Annotated in this window: 18 protein-coding genes, 2 pseudogenes and 1 riboswitch; of the genes and pseudogenes, 11 read left to right on the forward strand and 9 right to left on the reverse strand. The window is 72.6% G+C overall.

The features are described from left to right. Window positions 1–224: pseudogene (locus UK82_RS22830) on the reverse strand (IS701 family transposase); the annotation flags it as partial. 556 nt (window positions 225–780) lie between these two features. Here UK82_RS22830 and UK82_RS22835 point away from each other — a divergent pair. The 5 genes from UK82_RS22835 (at window position 781) to UK82_RS22860 (ending at window position 8226) form a co-directional block, all read left to right on the forward strand. Then, window positions 781–1269, forward strand: coding sequence for an RNA polymerase sigma factor (locus UK82_RS22835; protein WP_055409194.1), 489 nt, complete (start codon window positions 781–783; stop codon window positions 1267–1269). Beyond that, window positions 1266–1880, forward strand: coding sequence for a methylated-DNA--[protein]-cysteine S-methyltransferase (locus UK82_RS22840; RefSeq protein ID WP_044885261.1), 615 nt, complete (start codon window positions 1266–1268; stop codon window positions 1878–1880). The genes UK82_RS22835 and UK82_RS22840 overlap by 4 nt, the downstream gene beginning before the upstream one ends. A 202-nt stretch (window positions 1881–2082) precedes the next feature. Further along, window positions 2083–2817 (forward strand): SDR family oxidoreductase, encoded by a 735-nt coding sequence (locus UK82_RS22845; RefSeq protein WP_055409196.1) that lies wholly within the window; start codon window positions 2083–2085, stop codon window positions 2815–2817. A gap of 475 nt (window positions 2818–3292) precedes the next feature. After that, window positions 3293–6262, forward strand: a complete 2970-nt coding sequence (locus UK82_RS22850; RefSeq protein WP_396230620.1) for an NAD-glutamate dehydrogenase domain-containing protein — start codon at window positions 3293–3295, stop codon at window positions 6260–6262. A gap of 1046 nt (window positions 6263–7308) precedes the next feature. Then, window positions 7309–8226, forward strand: a complete 918-nt coding sequence (locus tag UK82_RS22860) for a DUF72 domain-containing protein (RefSeq protein WP_044885264.1) — start codon at window positions 7309–7311, stop codon at window positions 8224–8226. 29 nt (window positions 8227–8255) lie between these two features. Here UK82_RS22860 and UK82_RS22865 read toward each other — a convergent pair whose 3' ends face one another. Together UK82_RS22865 and UK82_RS22870 are read right to left on the reverse strand one after the other, a co-directional pair. After that, on the reverse strand, window positions 8256–8567 hold the full coding sequence (locus UK82_RS22865) for a MazF family transcriptional regulator (protein WP_041938628.1): 312 nt from the start codon (window positions 8565–8567) through the stop codon (window positions 8256–8258). Next, entirely contained in the window at window positions 8564–8824 is a 261-nt protein-coding gene (locus UK82_RS22870) for a hypothetical protein (RefSeq protein WP_044885265.1), read from the reverse strand. Before UK82_RS22870 ends, UK82_RS22865 begins: the two co-directional genes overlap by 4 nt. Window positions 8825–9027: 203 nt before the next feature. On the opposite strand from UK82_RS22870, the gene UK82_RS22875 reads away from it, so the two are divergent. Further along, the gene (locus tag UK82_RS22875; protein WP_044885304.1) at window positions 9028–9822 is read left to right on the forward strand and encodes a dioxygenase; all 795 of its coding nucleotides are present in this window, start codon (window positions 9028–9030) and stop codon (window positions 9820–9822) included. A gap of 58 nt (window positions 9823–9880) precedes the next feature. Here the strand turns inward: UK82_RS22875 and UK82_RS22880 are convergent, their stop codons facing one another. From UK82_RS22880 to UK82_RS22890, 3 genes are all read right to left on the reverse strand, one after another. Next, window positions 9881–11518, reverse strand: coding sequence for a hypothetical protein (locus UK82_RS22880; RefSeq protein ID WP_055409200.1), 1638 nt, complete (start codon window positions 11516–11518; stop codon window positions 9881–9883). 117 nt (window positions 11519–11635) lie between these two features. Continuing rightward, window positions 11636–12580 (reverse strand): metal ABC transporter substrate-binding protein, encoded by a 945-nt coding sequence (locus UK82_RS22885; protein ID WP_044885267.1) that lies wholly within the window; start codon window positions 12578–12580, stop codon window positions 11636–11638. Between the two features lie 143 nt (window positions 12581–12723). Beyond that, window positions 12724–13767, reverse strand: a complete 1044-nt coding sequence (locus UK82_RS22890; RefSeq protein ID WP_055409248.1) for an agmatine/peptidylarginine deiminase — start codon at window positions 13765–13767, stop codon at window positions 12724–12726. Between the two features lie 123 nt (window positions 13768–13890). On the opposite strand from UK82_RS22890, the gene UK82_RS22895 reads away from it, so the two are divergent. From UK82_RS22895 to UK82_RS22905, 3 genes are all read left to right on the forward strand, one after another. After that, window positions 13891–14937 carry a nitrilase-related carbon-nitrogen hydrolase gene (locus tag UK82_RS22895; RefSeq protein ID WP_055409202.1) on the forward strand — a complete coding sequence of 349 codons (1047 nt, stop codon included), beginning with the start codon at window positions 13891–13893 and terminating at the stop codon, window positions 14935–14937. A gap of 85 nt (window positions 14938–15022) precedes the next feature. Continuing rightward, entirely contained in the window at window positions 15023–15706 is a 684-nt protein-coding gene (locus UK82_RS22900) for a hypothetical protein (RefSeq protein ID WP_044885269.1), read from the forward strand. 518 nt (window positions 15707–16224) lie between these two features. Further along, window positions 16225–17628 (forward strand): Dyp-type peroxidase, encoded by a 1404-nt coding sequence (locus tag UK82_RS22905; RefSeq protein WP_083507309.1) that lies wholly within the window; start codon window positions 16225–16227, stop codon window positions 17626–17628. 1048 nt (window positions 17629–18676) lie between these two features. Here UK82_RS22905 and UK82_RS22915 read toward each other — a convergent pair. The 3 genes from UK82_RS22915 to metH form a co-directional block, all read right to left on the reverse strand. Next, complete coding sequence (locus UK82_RS22915; protein WP_044885270.1) at window positions 18677–20869, reverse strand: PI-PLC domain-containing protein; 2193 nt, start codon at window positions 20867–20869, stop codon at window positions 18677–18679. 113 nt (window positions 20870–20982) lie between these two features. Beyond that, the gene (locus UK82_RS22920; RefSeq protein WP_044885271.1) at window positions 20983–21417 is read right to left on the reverse strand and encodes an SRPBCC family protein; all 435 of its coding nucleotides are present in this window, start codon (window positions 21415–21417) and stop codon (window positions 20983–20985) included. 301 nt (window positions 21418–21718) lie between these two features. Continuing rightward, window positions 21719–25402, reverse strand: coding sequence for a methionine synthase (gene metH, locus UK82_RS22925; protein WP_044885272.1), 3684 nt, complete (start codon window positions 25400–25402; stop codon window positions 21719–21721). A 14-nt stretch (window positions 25403–25416) separates the two neighbouring features. Beyond that, window positions 25417–25492, reverse strand: a riboswitch (S-adenosyl-L-homocysteine riboswitch). A gap of 141 nt (window positions 25493–25633) precedes the next feature. Between metH and UK82_RS22930 the strand changes: the two genes are divergently transcribed. Both UK82_RS22930 and UK82_RS43100 read left to right on the forward strand, forming a co-directional pair. After that, the coding region (locus UK82_RS22930; protein ID WP_236706320.1) for a DUF3052 domain-containing protein at window positions 25634–26002 on the forward strand (369 nt) is incomplete at its 3' end. Between the two features lies 1 nt (window position 26003). Beyond that, window positions 26004–26089: pseudogene (locus tag UK82_RS43100) on the forward strand (DUF3052 domain-containing protein); the annotation flags it as partial. Window positions 26090–26102 lie beyond the last annotated feature (13 nt).

A 26102-nucleotide genomic window follows, 5' to 3' on the forward strand; every position in this document is an offset into this window, starting at 1 on the left:
ACCACGTCGCGTACCCCGTCGGCGTCCCACGCGTACTCGTTCAACAACCGCTGCATCTTCTGCGGCCCGGACTCACGGCTGAACTCCGCCAGCGTCCACCCGTTCTTCCGCTCGGTCCGAGACAACAACCCCGCCACATACGCCCGCGCCTGCGCCCGGGGCTGATCAGACCGGAAACAGCCTTCCACCCGGCCGAACAGCTCCTCCAGCCCCGCCTCCCACATCGCTACATCCACCTCGGATACACTCTGAGCCGCGGCCACCGCGGTCTCTCNCTTTGTTCTCANAAAACATGGAGAAACACACGGTGGCCGCTCTTCCGTCCACACCACGCCGCACTCGAAGCAAGAGATCACACACCGACCACTGTCGCTGTAGTACTAGCTGGTCCAGCTCGTCCAAGAAGGCATCGAACGCGGCGTCGGACAGGCAGAAGACCGTACGGCCCGCCGAGATGTCCTCGTGGGCCTCGTCGATCGCGCGCCTGGTGTTCGCATCGGGCTCATCGACCCACTCGTGCGGCTCAGGGTAGGGCGGCATCGCCGCGTCCATGGTCAACCTCCCTACCGATGTCATCGCACCGACTCGACCACAGCTTTCTCCATGATGGCTCACCGCGGCGGCCTGGGCGACCCCAAGGGGCGGGCAATTATCCTGCCGCACCAACGAGGCGATCGCGTACCGGTTGTGCCGCGGGGGCGCGGGGGATTACGACGACCATTCCGTCCAGCACATCGCGTCGTCGGCTCACACTTGGGCCGGGTGAGGCGTTCTCCTGGCATGGGGCGAGAACCGTTCGAGGTCGTCGTCGAACGCTACGGGCCGATGGTGCTGCGGGTCTGCTGGGCCGTCGTCGGACCGACGCTGGCCGACGACGCCTGGTCGGAGACGTTTCTCGCCGCGCTGCGGGCCTACCCGGAGCTGGCGCCGGACAGCAACGTCGAGGCGTGGCTGGTGACGATCGCCCGGAACAAGGCGATCGATCAGCTTCGCGCCCAGTCGCGGCGTCCGGCGCCGACGGAGCGTCTCCCGGAGACGATCAGGTGGGAGGAACACGACGCCGGCCTCGACCTGTGGGACGTCCTGCGGCGACTTCCCCAGAAGCAACGGGAGACCGTCGCCTACCACTTCCTGGCCGGCCTCCCGTACACCGAGGTTGCCCGGCTCCTCGGCGGCAACCCGGCATCCGCGCGGCGGGCTGGCGCCGACGGCATCGCGTCGCTCCGGAGCATGCTCGCCCCTTCGGCGCAGGAGGAACGGTCGAGATGACTGGCCAGGACAATCCGGAGTCGGACCCGTTCGCCACCGTGCTTGGCGCCGAGGTGGATCTGAGCCGGCTGCGTCTGCGGCTGCTGGCCGAGGCGGAGCGAGACGGCCTGCTCGACGTGGTGTACCGCACCGTGGATGCGCCGGTCGGGCGGCTCCTGCTCGCCGCGACCCGCCGGGGGCTGGTGCGGGTGGCGTACGAGGTGGAGGGCCACGACACCGTCCTGGCGACCCTCGCCGAGCGGATCAGTCCTCGCCTGCTGAAGGCAGGTAGCCAGCTCGACGCCGTCGCCGGGCAGCTCGACGACTACTTCTCCCGGGTCCGGTCCCGCTTTGACGTGGATCTCGACCTGCGGCTTGCGTCCAGGTTCCGGCTCACGGTGTTGGAGCACCTGCGGGAGATCCCGTACGGCGGCACGGCGAGCTACGCGGCGGTGGCCGCGCTGGCCGGAAGTCCGCGCGCGGTCCGGGCTGTCGGCACGGCCTGCGCGACGAATCCGCTGCCCGTCGTCGTCCCGTGCCATCGCGTGGTGCGCAGCGACGGTGGGATTGGCAGGTACGTCGGGGGCGACGACGCCAAGCGGACCCTCCTGCGGCTCGAAGGAGCGATCTGACGACGGCGAGCCGCCGGCCGAGGATCCCCCGGAGTGCCGGAGTGCCGGAGTGCCGGAGTGCCGGAGTGCCGGGGTGCCGGGGTGCCGGAGTGCGACCGGTACCTCACGTTCCGGGCGGTCCCGGCGTCTTCCGGGTGAGAGACGCACCGGCGCTCTCGCTGCCGACGCCACGGCGGCGAGCCGAAAATCGGATTGGACACGTATGTCTGTCGCACTCGTCACGGGAAGCAGCCGGGGCCTGGGCTTCGCCACCGCGCAGGCCCTCGGCCGCCTCGGCCACCGGGTCATCGTCACCGCTCGCGACCAGGCCTCGGCCGACAAGGCCGCGGCTGACCTGAGGTCGAAGGGGTACGACGCCGAAGGACTGACGCTCGATGTCACGTCGCCCGACAGCGTCGAGGCGGCCGCGAACCGGGTGCTGGAACTGGACGGCGGGCTGGACATCCTGGTCAACAACGCCGGAATCCTGCCCGAGGCCACCGACGGTGAACAGCACGAGTTCGCCTCCCTCGGGCTGTTCAAGGACACGTACGCCACCAACGTCTTCGGCCCGGTCGCGGTCACCGAGGCGTTCCTGCCCCTGCTGCGCAGGAGCCCGGCCGGACGGATCGTCAACGTCTCCACGACGATGGGTTCGCTCAACGACCAGGCCAGTCCCGAATCGCCGTACTACTCCACGGTCGTGCCGGCCTACCAGAGCTCCAAGGCGGCGCTGAACAGCGTCACGATCGCCCTGGCCAAGAAGCTCGCCGGCACCCCCATCAAGGTCACCTCCGTCTGTCCCGGTTTCGTGCAGACCGACCTGACGCCCATCAACAGAGAGCAGGCTCCGCTGACCGCGGAGCAGGCGTCGGAGGTCGTCGTCCGGGCCGCGACCCTGCCCGCGGACGCGGCCTCGGGAACGTTCTTCGACCAGGACGGCGCGGTGGCCTGGTAGGCGGGCGAATCACCATGCTGTGGCTGGGAACAGTAACAGCGAGTTGTTATCTGTGTGGTCGATCCGTGGCCGTCAGGGAGATGCGATGAGCGCCTCGATCGGATCAGCGGCCAGAGCGGCCAGAGCGGCCAGTGACCCTGCCTCGGGCCGTCCTGCCGCGGCCGACGAGGCGCGCGCCGCCCTGGCCACGCAGGGCGCGCCGGGGTTGGCGGTGCGGCGGGTCGACGACAACTGCCCGCTTTCACTGTGGCTGGCCTGGCGCGGCGCCGGCCCGCCGCTGGCCGACGTCGTCCCGATGCTCGCCAATCTCGGCCTGCGAGCCGAGGACCAACATCCTCTTGAGTCAGCCGGCCCGGGCGATGGGTGCGCAACCGGCGATACCGTCAGCGTCGACGAGTATCGGATTCTCGGCCCCCCCGAGCTGGCCACCCAGGCGTTGGCGCAGGTCGGCGAGCTGGGCGAGACNCTGAGGGCGATCTGGGCGGGGCAGGCGGACAGCGACCCACTCGACCGGCTGGTGCTGACCGCGGGGCTGGCCGCCGGCGAGGTTGCGCTGCTGCGCGCCCTGCTGCGCTACCTGCTGCACGCCGGGCTGCCGCTGAGCGAGGCGTACGGGCATCGGCTGCTGACCGCGGGCGCGTCCTTCGCACGGGACCTCGTCGCGCTGTTCCATGCTCGGATGCGTCCCGGTGCCGAAGACCCGGACGGTGCCGCGGAACTGGCTGCCAGCCTTGACCGCGACCTGGACACGGTCGCCGGCGTCGATGAGGACCTGCTGCTCACCCGCCTGCGCGACGTTGTCCTCGCCGTCGTGCGCACCACCTACTACCTGCCGGGCGAGGCGCTCGCGGTGAAGCTCGACCCAGGCCGGCTGCGGTGGTTGCCGCGTCCCCTTCCCGCGGCCGAGGTCTTCGTGAGCACGGCGCGCTTCGACGCCCTGCACCTGCGCGCCGGGCTGGTCGCCCGCGGCGGGATCCGCTGGTCCGACCGTACTGAGGACCTGCGTGCCGAGATCGCCGGGCTGATGAAGGCACAACGGGTCAAGAACGCGCTGATCGTGCCCGACGGGGCCAAGGGCGGCTATGTCCTGCGGCGCCCCCCGGACGACCCGCGGCGGCGGGAGGCCGAGGGCCGCGCCTGCTACGCGGTCTTCATCCGCGCGTTGCTGGCATTGACCGACAACCGGGTCGACGGGGTCACCGTCCGCCGGCCCGGGCTGGTGTGCCATGACGGCGAGGACAGCTATCTCGTCGTCGCGGCGGACAAGGGCACGGCCCGGTTCTCCGACCTGGCGAACGCGATCGCTGTCGAATCCGGCTACTGGCTCGGCGACGCCTTCGCCTCTGGCGGCCGGACCGGCTACGACCACAAGGCGCTGGGGATCACCGCCCGGGGTGTCTGGGAGTCGGTGCGGCGCCACTTTGCCGAGCTGGGGGTGGACGCCGACGGTGAACCGATCACCGTCGTCGGTATCGGGGACATGTCGGGGGACGTGTTCGGCAACGGGCTGCTGCAGTCGGACCAGCTGCGCCTCGTCGCCGCATTCGACCACCGACACCTCTTCCTCGACCCCGACCCCGACCCGGACCGCTCGTATGCGGAGCGGCGGCGGCTTGCGGCGCTGCCCACCAGCAGCTGGGACGACTACGACCGGTCGGTGCTGTCCGCCGGTGGAGGAGTGTTTCCGCTGTCGGCCCGACGGGTCCCGCTGTCCCCGCAGATCCGTGCACGGCTCCGGGTGGACGCCGAATGCCTGACCGTGGACGAGCTGATCCGGTCGATCCTGCGTGCGCCGGTCGACCTGCTGTGGAACGGCGGAATCGGCACCTGGGTCAAGGCATCGCGCGAGGACCATCACGCGGTCGGCGACAAGGCGCGCGACCGCTGCCGGGTCGACGCGTCCGAACTGCGTGTGAGAGTCGTGGCCGAGGGTGGCAACCTCGGCCTGACGGAGGCGGCCAGGGTCGAGTACTGCCTGGCGGGCGGCCGGTGCAACACCGACTTTATCGACAACTCGGCCGGCGTCGACTGCTCGGACCGCGAGGTGAACCTCAAGATCGGTCTTGCTGCCGCCGGCCGCGTGCCTGGTCCGATCGGTGGGAGCTCTCCGGGCACTGCTCCGGTGGACCCGTCTGGGCGGGACGATCTGCTGGCGGCGGCCACGGGCGAGGTCGTGCAGCTGGTCCTCGCCGACTCTGCCCGGCAGGTGCTGTCGCTGAGCGTCTCCGAACGGCAGGCCGCCGTGTCGGTCGAGGGCATGGCTCGGCTCACCGGTCACCTCGTCTCCGCGGGCATCCTCGACCCGTCCGTCGACCCCGTCCCGGATCAGGAGGTGATGCGCGCACGGATGGGCAGGGGCCCGGTGCTGACCCGTCCCGAGATCGCAATCCTGCACGCCTACGGCAAACGCGAGGTCTTCGGCGAGCTCGTCGGGTCGGACCTGCTGGCCGAGCCGGCGACCGCCGAGACGCTGGACGCCTACCTGCCGGCCACGCTCCGTCCCCTGATCGGCCCGCGGTTTGACCGGCATCCGCTGTGGCGGGCGATCGCCGCCTCCCAGCTCGCCAACGATCTCGTCGACCGGGTCGGCGCCGGCTTCCTGTTCCGGCTGGAGGAACTGACCGGTGCGCCGCCGGTTGACGGTGTCCGTGCCTTCCTCATCACCCGGGACCTGTTCGGGCTGGCGTGGGTCTGGGAGGCGGTCGACGGCCATCACCAGCCGGCCGCGGGAACGCCCTGCCGGGGCCGCCGCCGTGGCGACGTGCCCGGCGGCGACCGGGTCGACGCCGCCGTCGAGGCACTGCTGCGGTGTCGCATGCTGCAGGAGTACGCGGCCCAGTGGCTGCTGCGGCGGCGACCGAGGCCGCTGGACCTGACCGCCGAGACCATGCGCTACTACGACGGCGTCAGCGAGGTGGCGATGGCACTGCCGGAGACGCTGCGCCGCCTGGGCGCCCGGGAGGAACTCGACGCCATCGAGACCGTGCGGCGCCGGCTGCTCGGCGCCGGCCTGCCGCTGCGCGCGGCGGAGCAGGTCGCGAGACTGAAGGTGATGGTCAACGCCCTCGACATCGTCGACGTGGCGCTGCAGCACGACATCGCGGTGACCGAGGTGCTGACCGAGTACTTCGACCTCGGCGTTCGGCTCGGGCTGGGCCGGCTGACCACCCGTATCGTCGACCGACCCGGGGACTCCTACTGGGAGACGATGGCGAAGGCGTCGCTGCGGTCGAAGCTTGCCAGCAGCCATGCCCGGCTGGTCGAGGCGCTGTTGGCGAGAGCGGGCGGCGATCTGGACACGGCGGTCAAGCGGGCCGCCCGCAGCGGTGGCGTCAGCCGGGTCCGCGCGGTGGTGGACGAGGTGGTGGAGGCGCCGGAGGTCACCAGTGCCATGGTGGCCGCGGTCGTGCTCCGGCTCGACGACCTGGCGGACCTCGTCCCCTGACGGGAGCGCGCCCTAGGCTGAGTGGGTGCTCGTGGNGTATCTGTCGGCTTTCGCGTGCGCCGTCTGCTATGGGGTCGGTTCGATCCTGCAGAGCGTCGGCGCACGCCGGACCGCGACGACCGCCGACGTCCTGGATCCCCGCCTGCTGGTGCGGCTTGCGACGCAGGCTCCCTATCTCGTCGGGATGGGGCTGGACCTGGTCGGCTGGTTGCTCTCGCTGGTCGCGGTGCGTTCGCTGCCGTTGTTCGCCGTCCAGGCCATCCTGGTGGCCAGCGTCGGCGTGACGGCGGTGCTGGCCAGGATCTTCCTGCGGGTTCGGGTGGACCGGGCCCAGGCGGTCGCGCTGGTCGCCCTTGGGCTCGGGGTGGTGCTGCTCGCGGCCACCGCCGCGCCGGGGAAACCGCGGCCGGTGGGGTCGACGGCCGCCGTCCTGATCGCGCTCGGCATCCTGCCGACGGCCCTGGGCTGTTTCTGGGCTGGCCGGGCGCTGTCGGAGGGCCGCGCCGTCCTCGCCCTCGGCGGCCTGTCCGGCCTGGCGTTCGGCGGGACGGCGCTGTGTGCGCGCGCGTTGGAGGCCGACCACACCCTCGTCGGTGTCGTCGCGGATCCGCTGTCCTGGGCGCTGCTGGTCTACGGGGTGGTCGGCATGGTCGCGTTCGCCGCGGCGCTGCAGCGGGGCTCGGTCACGCTCGCCATGGCGGGGCAGGCGACGGCGGAGACCGTCGCTCCCGCGATCATCGGACTGACCCTGCTGGGCGACCACGCCAGGTCGGGCAGTGGCGGGATCGCGGCGACGGGGTTCGTGCTCACGGTCCTCGCGGCGGCCTGGCTCGCCGCCCACAGCCACATCGAGCCCGCCGAGGTCGCCGGAGGGCTTCCTTCGGAAGCTGTGGGTCCGGACGTCCCGACGGCCCCGGCAGCGGCTCCGGCTCCGGCTGAGGCCGAGGCTCAGAGCCAGACCTGGCGTCGGACCGATCGGCGTCGGTGACCGCTCGCGGGGCAGGTATCCGCCGTGGCAGTCGAGCGGCGCGGGCGAGGTGGCGGGCATGGGTGATGTCCTGATCGGGACGGCGTCCTGGACGGATCCGACGCTGTTGCGGTCGGGGTGGTACCCGCCGGAGGTCACCACCGCCGAGCAGCGGTTGCGCTACTACGCCCGGCAGTTCCCGCTCGTCGAGGTCGACGCCACCTACTACGCCCCGCCCGCGGAGCAGACCGTGCGGATGTGGGCGGCCCGGACCCCGCCCGGGTTCACCTTCAACATCAAGGCGTTCTCGCTGCTGACGGGGCATCCGACCCGTCCCGGTGCGCTGTACTCCGATCTGCGGGGCCTGGTCCCGGCGGAGCGGAAGAACCTGTACCTGAAGGACGTCGACACCGCGGTCGTCGATCAGGTGTGGGAGCGTTTCCTCGGCGCGCTGGATCCGCTGACCGAGGCGGGCAAGCTCGGCGCCGTGCTGTTCCAGTTTCCCCAGTGGTTCCCGATCAGCACCGCGAACAAGCGGTACATCCTGGAATGCCAGCAGCGGTGTCGGCCGATGCGGATCTGCGTCGAGTTCCGGAACCACACCTGGATGGACGGGCGAAACCGCGACGAGACCCTCGACTTCCTCACCTCCTACGCGCTTCCCTACGTCTGCGTCGACATGCCCCAGGGCCACCCGAGCTCGGTTCCGCCGGTGCTCGCCGCGACCGCGGATCTCGCGGTCGTCCGCTTCCACGGGCACAGCGAGAAGTGGACGAGCCGCGACATCCATGAGCGCTTCGGCTACCGCTACAGCGAGGAGGAGCTGCGGGAATGGGCACCGAAACTGCGCCGGCTGGCGGACGCCGCCGCCCGCACCCAGGTGCTCATGAACAACTGCTGCGCCGACTACGCGCAGCGTAACGCCCGCCAGCTCGCCGACCTGCTGGCTGAGCTCGACGGCGCGAACCCGGCCCCGTCCGCGGCCGAGCGGCGTTGAGCCCGGCCGCGGACGGGAGCGCCGCCGCCTCAACGTTCGGGTGTTGCCAGGATCTTGAACAGCATGGTGTTGGCGCTGGTCAGCGCCTGGGTGTCGACCGAGCGCAGGCAGGCGACGAGACCGGCCTTCGCGACGAACGTGACCAGACCCATCACGGCCCACAGGCCGCCGCCGAGGTCGACGCAGAACCCCTCGCCGGTCGCGTGCTCCACGACCAGGGCAACCAGCACGGTCGGCTCGTCGACGATCTCGTTGTAGACGGTGGAACTGAGCACCAGCACGGCCTGGGGCGTCGGGCCGGTGTTCGCGGTCCAGATCTCCCCACGGCGTGGTGCTCTCACGGGGCGGTGTCGGTCAGGCCGGGATGTCCGGTCGCCGCGAGGTCCTGCTGGTTGGCCTCCCCGAAGGCCAGGGCCGCCTGCGCCACGGCCGGGTCGGCCCGCAGCCAGGCCCCGTGCGCGGCGCAGCGCCGGCGCATGTCCTCTGCGTCGAGCACGCCCTCGATCCACGCGTTCATCGAGGTGCGGTCGGCCTCGGCGTAGCGCCGGACCGACTCGTAGGCCTCGTCCGACAGACGCAATGTGATCGTCCGGCTCATGCGACTCATGCTAGCAAGATCTGCTGTCATGGCATGGCGCGCGAGCGACGCGGGACACGTGCCAGTTCGCTGACCAGCCGTGCTGTGCCTCCGTACGCTGAAGGTCTGTTTCATGGCGGCAAGTTCATGAAGACAAGGAGCACGAGCCAGTGTCGACCACGTCTGCTTCCTCCCCGCTCGAGTCCGCCGCCGGCGGCGTGCGCATGCCCGCGATCTACGCCACCCAGGGCGCCCCGCCGCTGATCGACCATCCGCACTGGACCGCCGAGCTCGCGGCGTGGGGCCGGGCGCTGCCACGCCCCCGGGCGATCCTGGTGATCTCCGCGCACTGGGAGCAGAACCCGATCGCGTACGGGGCGACGACCACGCCCGTCCCGCTGTACTACGACTTCTACGGCTTCCCCGAGCGCTTCTACCGGCTGAGCTACCCGGCCCCCGGGGCCCCCGACCTCGTGGCCGAGGTCGCCCGCCTGCTCGGGCCCGGCCAGCCGCTCGTCGCGCAGCCCGACCGCGGGCTCGACCACGGGGCCTTCATCCCACTGATCTACATGTATCCGGACGCGGACGTCCCCGTGCTGCAGATCTCGCTGCCCACGGAGGACCCGGCCGGCCTGCTGGAGCTCGGCCGGCGGCTGGCGCCGCTGCGGGACGACGGCGTGCTGATCTTCGCCACTGGCCTGCTCACCCACTCCACCGGCCACGCCGACCTGTCGAACCCGGACAGCAGCCCCCACCCCGACGTGGCCGCCTTCGACGCCTGGGTGGCCGACGCGCTCGCACGCGGCGACCTCGACGCCCTGGTGCACTACCGCGACCGCGCGCCCGGGGTGCGTCGGGCCCTGCCGAGCCAGGAACACTTCGTCCCGCTGTTCGTGGCCCTGGGCGCCGCCCTCGACACCCCCGGGCCGGTGATCTTCCCGCATCACGGCTTCTGGTACGGCAACTCGATGCGCTCGGTCCAGTTCGGCGTGGCGGCGACGGCCGACGTGCCCGTCTGACCCGCGGCGGGCGCAGCGAGAGGCGGAGAGCAGGGGCGGCTCCGTCACTACGGTGGCGTCACCGTGGTGCGGTCACCGCGTCGTCGGCGCGGCCGGCGGTGCGGACCTGGCGGTGCAGGTGGTACAGCCAGGGTGGGATCGTCGCCCAGAACACGATGATGTTGCCGACGACGACCCCCCTGGCGCCGCCGACCAGAAGGCCGGTGACCGGGCAGGCCAGCAGGAACGGCACGAAGAACAGGTTGATCCAGAAGGTGAGCCGGGTCTTGCCGAAGGCGTAGAGCACCGCCGCCGGGCCGACCGCGAGTCCCGGGCCCACCTGCGCGACGACGGCGAGCAGCAGCAGGTCGCGGGTCTGGCCCCAGGTGTCGCCAAGCAGGGCCGCGCCGAAGTCGGCGGGCAGCAGCATGAACGCCAACCCCCACAGCGAGCTGGACACGACCACGAGCCCGGAGACCAGGTAGGCGCCGCGGATGACCCGGCTGGGGGGCATGTGCTTGCGCCGTGCGAACTCGGGGATGGCGAAGCTCATCAGCGCGACGGCCAGGTTCGTCGTGGGGGCCAGCAGGGTCTGCAACCCGCGCAGGGCACCGACGAGCGACGTGGAACCGACCGCCCCGATGATCAGAGTGGACGTCTGTTGGGCGCCCTGCAGCGAGATGAACTCCGCGGTCATGAAGCCGGTCGTCTCGCGGTGGCCGGTGAACCAGGCCAGCGCGCGCTTCGGATCGGGCCAGGCGTGGTGCTGCGCGACGCCGACCAGCGCGGCGAGGGCGGCCGCCGCCCCCCAGACCAGGACCATCGCCACAGCCCCACCGCCGGTGTCCGAACCGGCGGCGAGCAGGCCGACGCCGATGGCCAGCCCCGCCGCCCAGACGAGGTCGTTGCCGACGGCGAGCAGGGGGCGGCCCTGGGCGAAGGAGGCGTAGCGCCAGGCGTCCTGCACGAGCAGCGCCGGCATGACCACGCCCATCGCGACCAGGTTCAGCCCCACCGTGCCGCGCAGGGCGACGCCGACGACGAGCAGACCCACGCCGACGACGGCGCCGAGCGCCAGCGCGGTGCCGGCCGCGGCCCGCACCGCCGAGCGGAACGTCGACGCCGGGACGTCGGCGTAGCTGATCCCCAGCGGCGCCGTTCCGGCTGCCCGGGACAGCCCGACGACCATCGCGAAGATCGTGTAGGCGATCGCGAACGCGCCGAACTCGCTCGAATCCACCCGGCGGGCGATGATGAAGTTGATCGCCGCGTTGGTGCCGCTCGACACCACCTGGTCGCCGACCGTCCACAGCGCGTTGATCCGGCTGCGGGACCGCGACGGTGCCGCCGCGGGTTGCTGCGGGGGTTCCTCGCGAGTCAGCTCACGGGCGGCGACACCATCGCTGCGCTGGGTCAGATCGTCGAGGCGTTCGAGGTGGTATTCGGGGCGGTCGAGCAGCTGGGAGAGGTCCAGGTACTCGGGGCGGTCGAGATACTCGGGGCGGTCGAGGTACCCGGGGCGGTCGAGGTACCCGGGGCGGTCGAGGTACTCGGGGCGGTCCGGGTATTCGGCGTGGAGGTCGCGGTGCCCGGCGTGGAGGTCACGGTGCGCGGGGTAGTGGTCGCGGTGCCGCGGCTGTGGCACCGCCTCGCCCGTGCCGGTCGTGTGGTCCGTGCCGGTCGCGTGGTCCGTGCCGAGCCTCAGGTCCTCATCCACGTCGAGTCGGGCCCCCGGCCTCGTCCGATCACGTCAGCGCGGCTGCGCCCATGCCGATGGCGACTCTACCGTGACGTAACTGTCATCTTCGGGTAGGCGGGCGAGCACGTTGGCGTCTCAGCGCAGCGCGGCGACGATCGTGCGGGTGTTGTGCTCCTCCATCTGCAGGTAGGTGGCGCCGGCGGAGCCGGCGGGGCCGAGGGTGTCGCCGTAGAGCGAGTCCTCCCCGGCCTCGACCCGCACGCCGGCCTCGGCCGCGATCGTCCGCGCCGTCCGCGGCGGCAGCGACGACTCGGAGAAGACGGCCTTGGTGCCGGTCTGGCGGATCTTGGCGACGATCTTCCTGATGTTGCTGCCGGACAGCTCCGCGGCAGTGTCGAAGCTCGGGATGATCGAGCCGACGAAGGTGAGACCGTAGCGGTCGAGGTAGTAGCCGAAGGCGTCGTGGTTGGTGACCAGCTTGCGATCGGTGGGCGGGATCGTGGCGATCTGGCGGCGGATGTCGCCGTCGAGGGCATCGAGCCTGCGGTCGTAGGCGATCCGATTGGTGTGAAAGTAGCCGGCGTTCGCGGGATCGGCCCGCGCCAGCCCGTGTTCGATGTCCGCGACCATGATCTTGGCATTGAGCGGGTTGTGCCAGATGTGCGGGTCGCCCGCCCTCTCCTCCTCGTCGCCGTTGCCGGCCCGGATGGTCACGCCGCGGCTCGCGTCGACCCGGATGCCGTCGAAGCCGGCGGCGCCGACGGCGTCGTTGAGCCAGCTCTCCAGCCCGACGCCGTTCTCGACCAGCACCTTGGCGTTGCCGACTGCCTCGATGTCGGCCGGGGTGGGCTCGTAGTCGTGCGGGTCGACGTTGGGTTTCAGCAACTGGGCGACGCGCACCCGGTCCCCGCCGAGGACCCGGGTGAAGTCGGCGACCTGGCTGGTCGTGGCGACGACCGGCAGCCGCCCGGCGGCGCCGCCGGCGGCAGAGGACGAGCCGCAGCCCGCCAGGAGGGCCGCGAGCAGGGCCAGGCCGGCGACCCCGGCCGCGAGCCGGGTGGGGAGACGGATGACGGGCAAGGGACCCTCACTTCGCAGAGCGGATGCCCCTGATGAAAACGATTCCGAAAACGGATGTCAATAAGTCGGGCGCGGGTTCGTCGGCGCCGGCGCGGGTTCGTCCGCGTCGCAGCGGGCCGCGGGGTGGTTCGGCGGCGGTCGGGTCAGCGGATGACCTGAGGTTGCTGCTGGGTGATGCAGTGGATTCCGCCGCCGTTGCCGAAGATCACCCGAGCGTCCACCGGTTCGACCCGGCGGGTGGGGTACAGCCGGGTGAGCAGGTCGAGGGCGTCGGCGTCGCGGGGGTCGTCGAAGACGCCGGCGACGACCAGGCCGTTGGCGACGTAGTAGTTGAGGTAGGAGTAGCCGGCCGGGCCCCCGTCGACCTCCAGCACGGTGGGCGCCGCGATCTGGACGATCTCCAGCGGGCGGCCGGCGGCGTCGTGGCTGGCCCGCAGCAGCGCGGCCAGCTCCCGGGTCGTCTCATGGTCGGGATGTGCCGGGTCGGGCTGGCTGTGCACGGCGACGAGGCCGGGCCGGACGAACGCGGCGACGACGTCGACGTGCCCGCGGGTGCCGAACCGGTCGTAGTCACGGGCGACGCCCCGCGGCAGCCAGATCGCGTGGGTCGTGCCGAGCTGGGCGTGCAGCTCCGCCTCCACCCGGGCGCGGTCCCAGCCCGGGTTGCGGTGCGGGTCGAGCTGGACCGTCTCGGTCAGCAGGACGGTGCCGGCGCCGTCCACGGCGATCCCGCCGCCCTCGTTCGTCAACGCCGAGTGGCGCACCGCCGCGCCGGCCCGCGCGGCGACGGCCGTGGCCAGCAGCCGGTCCGCGTCCCAGTTCGCCCAGTCCTGGGCGCCCCAGCCGTTGAAGACCCAGTCGACGGCGCCCAGGTGCCCGCCGCCGTCGATCGTGAACGTCGGGCCGCTGTCGCGCAGCCAGGCGTCGTCCAGCGCGAGCTCGATCACCGTCACGGCGGGCGGGACCTGCCGGGCCGCGGTCGTGCCCTGACCCGGGCCGGCTATCAGGGTGACCGGCTCGTAGCGGCTGATCGTCGTCGCCACGCGGGCCCAGGCGGAGCGCGCCGCGGCGAGGCCGGGTGAGCCCTCCGCGCCGAAGGTGTCGTTCGGGGGCGGGAACGCCATCCAGGTCCGGGTATGCGGCTCCCACTCGGCCGGCATCCGGCGGGCGGCGGGAGCGGCGGTCATGGTGGTCATCATCGCAGGCCCGATGCCCGCGACCCGCCGACCGTCGGGCGCGGCGGGGCACGGCGCGGCGGGGCGCGGGGCGGGGGACCGGTGGGGGCGTGCCGGGCGTGAGAGCATCGGGGGATGCTGACGATCACCAGCATCGGGGCGCCCGCCTCGCCGGCCCGGGTGGCGCCGCCGACGCGCGCGCCGCTGCGGATCGCCGCGGTGCAGCACCGCTGGCATCCCGACCCGGCCGAGCACGCCGCCGCCCTGCGGGCGGGCGCGGTAGCGGCGGCCGAGCTCGGCGCCCAGCTCGTCTGTTTTCAGGAACTGACGCTGTCGCGCTACTTTGCCGACCTACCGCCGGAAGCCCAGCCGCCGGCCGGCCGGCCGCCGGAAGCCCAGCCGCCGGACGGGCGAGTGCCGGCTGAGCGAGGGTCGGACGGGCGGCCCGCGAGGAGCGGCGGCGGGCCTGCGGCGCTGGCCGAGAGCGTCGACGACGGGCCGACGCGTACGCTCGCCGCCGGTCTGGCCGCCGAGCTCGGCGTGGCCGTGCACATGTCGCTCTACGAGCGGGCGGACGGGCCCGACGGGCTGGGCTTCAACACCGCCATCGTCGTCGGCCCGGACGGCGCGTTGCTCGCCCGCACCCGCAAGATGCACATCCCGGTCACCGCCGGCTACCACGAGGACCGGTACTTCCGGCCCGGGCCGGCCGGGGCCGACAGCTTCCCGGTCGTCGAGCTGCATCAGGGGCGCTTCGGCTTCCCCACCTGCTGGGACCAGTGGTTCCCGGAACTGGCCCGGGCGTACTCGCTCGCCGGCGCCGACGTCCTGGTGTACCCGACGGCGATCGGCTCCGAGCCCGATCATCCCGGCTTCGACACCGAACCGCTGTGGCACAACGTGATCGTCGGCAACGGGATCGCCAACGGCACGTTCATGGTGGCAATCAACCGGATCGGGACGGAGGGTGCCCTGACCTTCTACGGCAGCTCGTTCATCAGCGATCCCTACGGCAGGGTGCTGGTTCGGGCGCCGCGCGACGTCCCGGCGGTGCTGGTCGCCGACCTCGACCTGGACCAGCGCCGCGACTGGCTGGCGCTGTTCCCGTTCCTCACCACCCGCCGCCCCGATGCCTACGCCGGGCTGGCCGAGCCCGGTGCGGGCGACGTCGAGGGCCGCTGACCGGCGCCTGGACTCACCTCACGTCGCGTTCTGATCTTCGACGGGTTGTAGAACCCTGGGTGGGGATCACCTAGACTGTCGCGGCGTGGAGGCGTCCGCCGGACCGGTCGCGCGTGGCCTGCGGGCCGGCGTGTTCGGCGCGATGTGCGTCGCCCTGAGTGTGGTCGCGCACGTTGCTGCCCACGGCGCGGTCCCACCCCTGTGGGTGCTGCTCGCCGGTCTCGTCGCCGTGACGGTGGTCACCGGCGTCTGCGCCGGTCCGGCTCCCTCGCTGCTGCTCGTCGTCGGCCTGATGGCGGCCACCCAGGCAGGGCTGCACGCCGCCTTCGGGGCCTGGCCGGGCGCAGCCTCGGGTCCGGACCTGTCCCGGCTGCTGTGCGCGGCGCCCGGCGCGCACGCCGCGGCGGCCGCGACGCTGCTGCGCCGTGAGGGCCTGCTCGCGACCGTCGGCGGTGCGGCGCCTCATCCGGCGCTGATGCCCGCCATGGCGCACGGCGGTGGGCTGCTGCTGATGTCCGGCGCGCACCTGCTGGTGGCGGGGCTGACCGCCTGGTGGCTGCGACGGGTAGACGCGGCCCTGGGCGTCGCCGGTGCCCTGGTGGGAGTGCTGGCCCGCGGCCTGTGCCGACTGCTCGGACCGCCGGCCGCCCCTGCTCCGGTCGCCACCGGCCGCCGCCAGCCGCGCTCGGCGATGGCGTCCGCCGGCTGGCCGTGCCCGGCCGGGCTGCGCCACAGCGTCGTTCGCCGAGGCCCTCCGCAGGTCTGCTGACCCGGCCCGAACCCGCCGTCCGGTCACCCCGGCGCTCCTGAGCCAGGGCGAGTGGCTCCGAACCCCNCGTGACCCTGTGTAGCCGGCCCCGCCAGTTGTGTCCGCGCTGCCCGACCACTGCCGCCCGACCACTGCCGCCCGATCGCTGCCACCCGTCTACTGCCGCCCGATCGCTGCCACCTGTCCACTGCCGCCGCGGTTTCCGGCCAGATCGAGGTCAGATCGTGCCGAGGCTTCGGCACGGTTCTGCGGCCTACAAGCGTACCCACCCCTCGGCATGATTCGGTGCGCAGATGATCGCAGAATGTGACGGAGTGGGTGGTGCGGCCAGTGGCACCCCGAGCGCCGAGGCGACCCCGGCGCTCCCCGAGGCATCCCCGCACCTGCGTCCCGGACCGTGCCGACCGTATGGGCGCGGGTACCGGCCGCCGCGCCCTCACACCTGGAGTTCCCATGCCCGACGGAGTTCCCCTCCGCGACAACGCCCACGACCTGCCGCTGCTGTTGGGGAGCGCCGCGTGAACGGCGGGGAGACGTCGAACCGGCCGGCGCCGGGTTCGTCGCCCGCCGCCCCGGCCGCCCCGGCCTCTCCGGCCGCTCCGGCCGTGGATCGCCAATCCGGGCTGCACCGGCGTCGGGTGCTCGCCGGCGCCGGGCTGTTCGGCCTGGGTGCGGGGGCCGGCACCGGCGTGACCATGGGGACGCAGCGGCTGCTTCCCGAGCGGGCCGATCCGGTCGAGGCGGCCCGCCGGGCGGCACTGGCCCCCGTGACGGGCGACGGCGTCCACCAACCGGGCATCGCCGAGCGCGCGCCCGCCCACCTGGTGTTCACCGCCTACGACCTGACGGCGGCCGATCCGGCGGCGGCCCGGGCGGCCCTCGGCACGGTGCTGCGGGCGTGGACGGACGGCGGCCGGACGCTGATGCGCGGCGCGTCCCAGAGTGGCGCGTCCCAGAGCGGCGCGTCCCAGAGCGGCGCGGTCCAGATCGGTGTGGCGGGGGTGGGCAGGGAGGCGGCGGGCCTGGGGTCGGCGGGGCTGACGGTGACGGTGGGGATCGGGGCCGCGGCGCTGCGCCGGGCGGGCCTCGACGCGCGCCTCCCCGGGCCGCTCGCGGACATCCCGGCGCTGCCCGGCGACCGGCTGGAGGCGACCCGCGGGGGTGGGGACCTCGCCGTCCAGGTCTGCGCCGAGGATCCGATGGTCGCGTTCGCCGCGGCCCGGCAGCTCGGCCGGCTCGCCGCCGACCTGGTCCGGCCCCGCTGGGTGCAGCGCGGTTTCCGGCGCACCGCGGCGGCCGCCGCCGACCCGACAGCCACCCCGCGCAACCTGATGGGGCAGCTCGACGGCACAAACAACCCGCGGCCGGGCTCGGCACAGTTCGACCTCGCCGTGTGGGCCGCCGGGGGCCCGGCCTGGATGCGCGGCGGGACCTACCTGGTGTGCCGGCGGATCCGGATGCTGCTGGAGAGCTGGGAGCGGCTGACCGAGGACGCCCGCGGCGAGGTCGTCGGGCGCCGGATCGACGACGGGGCGCCCCTGTCCGCACCGCCCGCGGCCACCGGGGGCGGCGAGGACACGGCGTCGGACTTCGCCGCCCGCGGCCCGGACGGCCGGCTCCTGATCGCCGAGAACGCCCACATCCGCCTGTCCAATCCGCAGTTCCACGGCGGCATCGCCATGTTCCGCCGCGGCTACTCCTACGACGACGGCCTGGACGCCACCGGCGAGCCGGACTCCGGGCTGTTCTTCCTGGCGTTCCAGGCCGATCCGCGCACGGCGTTCGTCCCGGTGCAGCGCACCCTCGCGGCCTCCGACGCGCTGAACACGTTCATCCGGCACACGGCCAGCGCGCTGTTCGCCGTCCCGCCGGCGCCGCCAGCCGGCGGCTACCTCGGCCAGAGCCTGCTCGAGGAGGCCTGAGGCGGCTCGGTGTCGGTGATGGCTGGGTGCCCGGTGGCGGACGGCTCAGTGCCCGGCGGCCAGGGAGGCGAGCGCCCGGGCGTACCGCTGCGCGCAGTACGGCGCGGGATGGACGAAGTCCACGATGCACCGGTGGCCGTCGAGCTCGGTGTTGAAGGCCATCGTCGGATGGATCGCCCGCGCCGCCCGCTCCGAGTAGCGCACCCGACCCGGGAACTCGTCGGCGAGCTCGCGGTACAGGTCGTTGAACCGCGCGCTGCCCAGCATCCAGCCGTGGAGGCGGGAGGCCGGCGTCGTCCAGTCGACCTGGCCGGACGTGCTGTTGAACGAGGACGGCACGGCCGCCGCCAGCACGATCCGGGTCACCCCGTGGCGCAGGTACCAGCGGATCTGCTCGGTCAGCTCGGCGCGGTAGGCGGCGACGAGCTGGGTGCCGACGAGGTTGCCGGGGTTGTTGCCGTTCCAGTTCAGCACCACGGTTCGCGGCCGGCCCGCCGCCGCCAGATCATCGGAGATCAACGGCGAGGTGGCGTCGGCGTAGACGCTGGGAGCGAGTCCCGAGTAGCCGACGAGACGGACCGGGGCCGTGTCGGTGGACCTGGCGGCGACGGTGACCATGGAGTCGCCGACCACCAGGGCGGGTTGCCGGGGGCCGCCGCCGCCCGACCGGCCACCGAGGATCACCGCGACCGCGAGCGCGGCCAGCACGGCGAGGGTCAGCCACGACCTGGCCGTACCGGAGGCGGCGCCAGGCGCCGCGGGCGAACTGGGCCGATGCGCCCGGGATTTCGGCTCCGCCCGCGGCGTCGACGGGCCGCCGTGCGTGGATCGGCGTGGGGTCGACGAGATCTCGGGACCTTCTTTCCGTCCGGGGCGCCNGTGGCCGTAGTCGGGAGCTTTGCCATCTCCGAATACCCGGGAGCGTCGCGATAAACCGGTTGACCGGGTACGCACCATCGCCCGCCGTCGTACATTGGGAGAAGTGTGGCGAGCCTCCGGAAACCGTTGATAAATGTTCTCTCGGTCGAGCCGGCGGAAAAGAGGACGGTCAGCGGGGGGAGTGGCTGCGCCGGGCATTCAGCGCTGCCACCGTCGGAACGAGATCACCGATGGTGGTGAAGTCGGTCGCGAGGAACGTCGGGGTGAGGCCGGCCCGTTCGCAGCGGCGCAGGTGGGCGAGCAGGGCGGGTTCCCGGTTGACCGCGTCGGCGTAGGTCCGGCCCGGATCGTCGCCCTCCACCCAGTGGTTGACGAGCAGCATCGACGCGGTGCGCGAACCACGCCCGACGCGGCAGGTGAACCCCGCCGGGGAGGGCACGTCGAACGGCGTGTCCGCCCCATACCGGAAGAACCGCCGATACCAGCTCTTCGGGACGTCGGCGTTCTCCGCGAAGACCACCAGCCGGCGGTCGGCCGCCACCAGATGCCCCAGCGTCGGCCAGCGCCCGTGCGGGTCCGCGGGCGGCGTCACGATCCGGTGCAGCAGCCCGACCCGGCGGAAGGCGGCGATCACCTCCCCGGGCGGCACCGAGTCCTGCAGGATCAACGTCACGACCTCGGACGGGTTGCGCGCCAGCCAGTCGTCGACCGAGCGCAGGGCCTCCTCGAAGTTCACCGAGCCGAACTGGCACACGCTGTGGCACAGCCACAGGCCGGGCCGGGCGGAGCGGGCCCCCCGGGCCAGCGGCGCCAGCGCGTCGCGTTCCCGCGGGCGCAGGCCCGCCAGGAACGTCTCCACCTGCGTCGGCGTCGTCCAGTGCTGCACGTCGAGCAGCAGCGCCCGCACGCCGGTGTCGAGCTGACCGACGAGGTCCGGATCCTGCGTCGCGCCGACGAAATCGGCGGCGCTGGAGGCCATCGCGTTGTGGCTGGCGGCGTAGACCGCCTCGTCGTAGCGCAGCCCGCACAGGCCCCGGCTGCCGTTGCAGCTCGCCGCCTCCCCGCCGAACCGCGCCGGCGTCGCCAGCCACGAGCAGCTCAGCAGCACCGCCGCGGACAGCGCCATGATCACCGAGCGGCGCCGGGTGAACGGCCGACGCCGGCGCCGCACGAGCAGGCCGACGAGACCGAGCAGGCATCCCGCCAGCGCCACCCCCGCGGCCACCTGGCCCCACACGGTGCGGATCCGGCCGATCATGTTTCCCTGCAGGTCGTGCAGCAGATCCCGCACCCGCAGGGGCAGGGTCGGGTTGGCGCCGACCACGCCCGCCGTCGGGTCGCCGACCAGGGTGGGCAGCAGCAGCCCGAGCAGCAGCGCGGCGGCCCCGCCGGCCACCATTCCCCCGGCTACCAGCAGGATCGTGTCGCCGCGCCCGCAGCGGGCGTGCCGCGCGGCGAGCAGGACCGCCAGCACGGCCATGGCCGCGAACAACGCCCCCAGCGTGACCGTGCCGTACCGGCCCAGGTCGTGGAGCACGTGCAGCAGCCCCACGCCGGCCGACTCGTGCGCGCGGGCCAGCGGGGTGCCCAGGTCGAGCCGGTCGCCGGCCAGCCGCCGGCGCAGGTCGGCCAGGGCCGCCTCGTCGCCCTGGAACAGCAGGGGCCCGACCACGGCGAGCGCGGCGGGCACCTTTCCCTGCCGCAGCAGCCCGATGACCTGGTCGTCGACCCGGGCCCGCTCGGCGGCGGGGAGCCGGGCCAGCAGCACCGAGCCGATCTGGTCGGCCTGCGCGTCCGTCAGGTCCATCGTCGGGATGCCGGCGGGCCGGCGTCCCTGTGCCATCTGGTCGAGGCCGCCGACCAGCACCTGCGTGACGGCGGCGACGTCGTGAGCCTGGAAGGTCGGCGTGCCCGACACCTGCCCGGCCAGGTAGATGGTGGCAAGCTTCGCGATGGCCGCGAACGTCGGGCGCAGGTCGACGCTGAGCGTCAGCGCCGGGCGCTGGCCGGCGAGATAGCCCGAAATCTGCGCGCTGAGGCTGTTCACGGCGCCGCGCACCGCCGGGGCCGGCGCGACCAGCCGTAGGTTGTCGACGACGACGTCCGGCGGGACGGGCAGCCCGGCGAGCAGGTCCCGGGTGACGCCGGCCAGGGCCGGGTCGGCCAGCACCTCGTCGTAGAGCCGGCGGTAGAGGTCGGTCTCGTCGACGGCCTGCCGGTAGTAGCCGGCGCGCTGGACCGTCAGGTTCGTCGTCAGCGCCACGACCGCCACCGGCCAGCACAGCAGCGCGCCGGCCAGCGCCAGGACGATCCACGTCCGCACACGCCGCACGGCCGCGGCGGAGACGTCGAGGCGGCGCACCGTCGGGACATGCCCGGTCGGGATGGCCCCGATGCCACCACGGCACCGGGGGTCACACTTCTCACCTCATCGACGGGTCGACCGGCCACCGGGGCCGCGACCCGCCGCCGGGACTAGCGCTCGACCTGGGTCTTCAGGTCGTACAGGGCGGACTCGACCAGCTTGTCCTCCGCCTTGCGGCGCAGCAGGCCGGGGATCGGCACCTTCAGCTCGACCGTCAGGTCGTAGGTCACCTCGGTGCTACCGTCGCCGAGGTCGGTCAGCGTGTAGCTGCCGTCCAGCGTGCGCACCCGGTCCGACTCGAGCATCGTCCAGGTGACGGAGTTCGGGCCCGCCCAGTCGTAGACGAGGGCGTAGTCCTCCTTGCCGAAGGTCGTCTTTGCCTGGAAACGGGCCTTCGCCGGCAGGCCGGCCGGCGTGGTCTCGATGACCTCCGCGGACTTGATCGGCTCCGACCAGTCGGGGTACCGGCTGATGTCGGCGATGACGGCCAGTACCGCCGCGGGCTGCGCCTTGATGACGATCGTGGACGAGACGTGATCGGCCATAATGGCAGGTCCTCCACATATTCCGGGTACGTACGGGATTCGGCGGCAACCTTTTGTGGCAGCACGGCCGATCTTTCCTGACGCGAAACGGAACGTATAAGAACCCGGGCTTACCGGTAAACATAAAACACCCGAACGTGTGGAATCGCGGTTCGGTCGCGGGTGTTCGGCCGGTCAGGCGCGTAAGGGCCGCTTTGCCGCGGCAGCCGCGGATAATCCGTCGCGGCTGTGCTCCCTCGGCCCGGCGATGCCGTTCCGCCGAGCCGAGGGGCAGGTTGAGAGGCCGGGTTGCGGCCGGTTGTTACGCGGGGTCGTAGGCCAGGTTGGGGCGCAGCCAGCGCTCGACGTCGCCGACGCCGAGGCCGCGCCGGCGGGCGTAGTCGGTGACCTGGTCCCGGCCGATGCGTCCCACGGTGAAGTACTTCGACTCCGGATGGGCGAAGATGAGCCCGCTGACGGCGGACGCCGGGGTCATCGCGAACGACTCGGTCAGGCCCAGGCCGACCTGACCGGCGTCGAGCAGGTCGAACAGCGCCTGCTTCTCGCTGTGGTCGGGGCTGGCCGGGTAGCCGAGCGCCGGGCGGATGCCGCGGAAGCGCTCCGCGTGCAGGTCCTCCAGGCTCGGCTCCGCGTCCGGCTCGAACCACTCGCGGCGCGCGGCCAGGTGGATGTACTCGGCGAACGCCTCCGCGAGCCGGTCCGCGAGGGCCTTCGTCATGATCGACCGATAGTCGTCCTGACGCGCCTCGAACTCGGCGGCGAGCGTGTCCGCGCCGTGGACGGCCACGGCGAAGCCGCCGAGGTGGTCGCCGGCGGGCGCGACGTAGTCGGCGAGGCTGCGGTTGGGCCGGCCGGCGGGCTTCGCCGTCTGCTGGCGCAGCATCGGCAGCCGCAGCCGGCCGTCGCGGGCGCCCGCGACCGCGCCGGCTTCGATCACCAGGTCGTCGCCGTCGGCGAAGGCGGGCCAGAAGCCGTAGACGCCCTTCGCCTGCAGGCTGCCATCCTTGATGATCTGGTCGAGCAACACGTTCGCCTCGTCGTACAGCTCGCGGGCGACCGGCTGGTCGAGGATCGCGGGGAACTTGCCCTTCAGCTCCCAGGCGAGGAAGAAGAACTGCCAGTCGATCATCTCGCGCAGCGCGGTGAGGTCCGGCGTGACGACCCGCAGCCCGGTGAAGGCGGGGACGGGCAGCTCGTCGAAGGACACCTGCTCGCGGTTGGCCCGCGCCTGCTCCAGGCCGAGCAGCGGCTGCGCCCGGCGGTTCTCGTGCTGCTCGCGCAGCTTGGCCTGCTCGGCCCGGTTGCGGGTGTCGAGCTGCTCGGCCCGCTCGGTGTCGAGCAGATCCGAGACCACCCCGACGACGCGGGAGGCATCGAGCACGTGGACGGTGGTGGCCTCGTAGGCCGGGGCGATGCGCACCGCGGTGTGCTGGCGCGAGGTGGTGGCGCCGCCGATGAGCAGCGGCAGGGTCAGCCCGCGGCGCTGCATCTCGGCGCCGACCGCGACCATCTCGTCCAGCGACGGCGTGATGAGGCCGGACAGGCCGATCGCGTCCGCGCCCTCGGCGATGGCGGTGTCGAGGATGACCTTGGCGGGGACCATGACGCCGAGGTCGATCACCTCGTAGTTGTTGCAGCCGAGCACGACGCCGACGATGTTCTTGCCGATGTCGTGGACGTCGCCCTTGACGGTGGCGAGCACGACCTTGCCGTTGCCGCTACGGGCCGCGGGGGCGTCGCCGGCGAGGGCGGCCTGCGCCTTCTCGGCCTCCATGTACGGCTCCAGGTAGGCCACCGAGCGCTTCATCACCCGCGCGCTCTTGACCACCTGCGGCAGGAACATCTTCCCCGAGCCGAACAGGTCGCCGACGATCTTCATGCCGTCCATCAGCGGGCCCTCGATCACGTCGAGGGGGCGCGCCGCCTGTGCCCGCGCCTCCTCGGTGTCCGCCTCGATGAAGTCGACGATGCCGTGCACGAGCGCGTGCGAGAGCCGCTGCGCGACCGGCGCCTCGCGCCAGGACAGGTCGACGACCCGCTGCGTGCCCTTGCCGTTGACCGTCTCGGCGAAGGCGACGAGCCGGTCGGTGGCATCCTCGCGCCGGTCGAACAGCACGTCCTCGACGAGTTCGAGCAGCTCGGCGGGAATGTCGGCGTAGACGGCGAGCTGGCCGGCGTTGACGATGCCCATGTCGAGCCCGGCGCGCACCGCGTGGAGCAGGAACGCCGAGTGCATCGCCTCGCGGACGACGTCGTTGCCGCGGAAGGAGAACGACAGGTTCGAGATGCCGCCGCTGATCCGCACTCCCGGGCAGCGCTGCTTGATCAGCGGAAGTGCGTCGATGAACGCCTTGGCGTAGCCGTTGTGCTCGGCGATGCCGGTGGCCACGGCGAGCACGTTCGGGTCGAAGATGATGTCGGTGGCGGGGAACCCGAGCTTCTGTGTGAGCAGGTCGTAGGCGCGCCCGCAGATCGCCACCTTGCGCTCGGTGGTGTCGGCCTGGCCCTGCTCGTCGAAGGCCATGACGACGACGCCGGCGCCGAAGTCGCGGATGCGCCGGGCGTGGTCGAGGAAGACCTCCTCGCCCTCCTTGAGGCTGATCGAGTTGACCACGCCCTTGCCCTGCACGCAGCGCAGCCCGGCCTCCAGCACGCTCCACCGTGAGCTGTCGATCATGATCGGCAGGCGGGCGGCCTCCGGCTCGGTGGCCAGCAGGTTCAGGAACGTCGTCATCGCCTGCTCGCTGTCGAGCAGGTCGGCGTCCATGTTGACGTCGAGCAGGTTCGCCCCGCCGCGCACCTGCTCCAGGGCGACGTCGACCGCGGCCTGGTAGTCGTCGGCCTCGATGAGGCGACGGAAACGCGCCGAACCGGTGACGTTGGTCCGCTCGCCGATCATGACGAAGCCGGTGTCCTCGCCGATCTCGAACGGCTCCAGGCCGCTGAACCGGGTCCGTGGCGTGGGCATCGGCACCTGCCGCGGCGCCGTGCCCTGCACGGCGGCGGCGATCCGGGCGATGTGGGCCGGCGTCGTCCCGCAGCAGCCACCGACGATGTTGACCATCCCGGCGGCGGCGAACTCGCCGATCAGCCGGCCGGCCTCGGCCGGGGTCTGGTCGTAGCCGCCGAAGGCGTTGGGCAGCCCGGCGTTCGGGTGGCAGGCGGTGTAGGTGCCGGCGATGCGGGACAGGGCCTCGACGTGCGGGCGCATCTCCTCGGCGCCCAGCGAGCAGTTCACGCCGACGACCAGCGGGTTCGCGTGGGCGATGGAGCTCCAGAACGCCTCGACCGTCTGCCCCGACAGGGTCCGCCCGGACAGGTCGACGATCGTCACCGAGATCCACAGCGGCAGCTGCGGCGCGACCTCGCGGGCCGCGGCGATCGCGGCCTTCGCGTTCAACGTGTCGAAGATCGTTTCGATGAGCAGCAGGTCGACCCCGCCATCGGCGAGGGCCTGGATCTGCTCGGCGTAGGCGGCGCGGACCTGGTCGAAGGTCACCGCCCGGTACGCCGGGTCCTCCACCCGCGGGGACAGCGACAGCGTGACGTTGAGCGGGCCGATGGAGCCGGCGACGAACCGCCCACCCGCCTCGTCCGCGGCCTGTCGGGCCAACTGCGCGCCGCGCAGGTTCATCTCCCGCACCAGCGACTCCAGACCGTAGTCGGCCTGGCCGATGCTCGTCGCGGTGAAGGTGTTCGTGGTGGTGATGTCCGCGCCCGCGGCCAGGTACTGCCGGTGCACGTCGAGGATGACGTCCGGCCGGGTCAGGTTCAGCAGGTCCGGGTCGCCGGTCACGTCCTTGGGGTGGTCACGCAGCGAGTCGAGCTGGTAGTCCGCCGGGGTGAGCCCGGCGTTCTGCAGCATCGTGCCCCAGGCGCCGTCCAGGACGACCACTCGCTTCGCGAGCAGCTCCCGCAGCGCGGCCGCGCTGTCGCGGGTACCGGGGCGACCCGCCACCTCACCGACGGAAGCGGTTCCAGCCATGAGACACCTCCCTGTCGTGGGAGGCGCCCTTGGTGACCGGTTCGGGTCGAGCGTGGCGGACCTGGGTCCGTTGCAGCGCCTCTCGACCTGACAACGACGATACCGTGCCCGCGTGATCGCTTGGCGACAGCTCGGGTAGTCGCAGGTCGGCGCCCGGTTCTCCGGCCGGTTGCCGGCGTGATCTCGACGTGGTGTTTCTTGATGCGTGACGCCGACGGGAGGGAGCGCGCGATGGGGTCGGGCAGCGCCGGACGGGCGGGCTACTCCGGGACGCCGCTGGCTCGCAAACTGGGGGTGAAAGCGGGACACCGGCTCGTGATCCTCGCCGCGCCGCCCGGGTGGGCGGTGCCGGAGCTGCCCGAGGGTGTCGAGCCGGAGCACCTCGCCGGTCTGCCCGCCGACGGCACCGACGGCACCGACGGCCTGGCGGCGATCGACGTGTGCGTCGCGTTCTGCCGGCGGGAGGTCGACGTCCACGCAGCCGTGGCGGCGTTCGCCGAGGCGATCCGGCCCGCGGGCGCGCTGTGGATCGCCTGGCCTCGGCGGGCCGCCGGTCATCGCAGCGACGTCAGCGAGAACCTCATCCGCGAGGTCGCACTGNCGCGCGGTCTGGTCGACACCAAGGTCGCCGCGCTCGACGAGAACTGGTCCGGGCTCAAGGTCGTCTGGCGCCGCGAGCGACGCTGACCTGCCGCGCTGC

The sequence above is a fragment of the Frankia sp. ACN1ag genome (assembly GCF_001414035.1).
Taxonomy (GTDB): domain Bacteria; phylum Actinomycetota; class Actinomycetes; order Frankiales; family Frankiaceae; genus Frankia; species Frankia torreyi.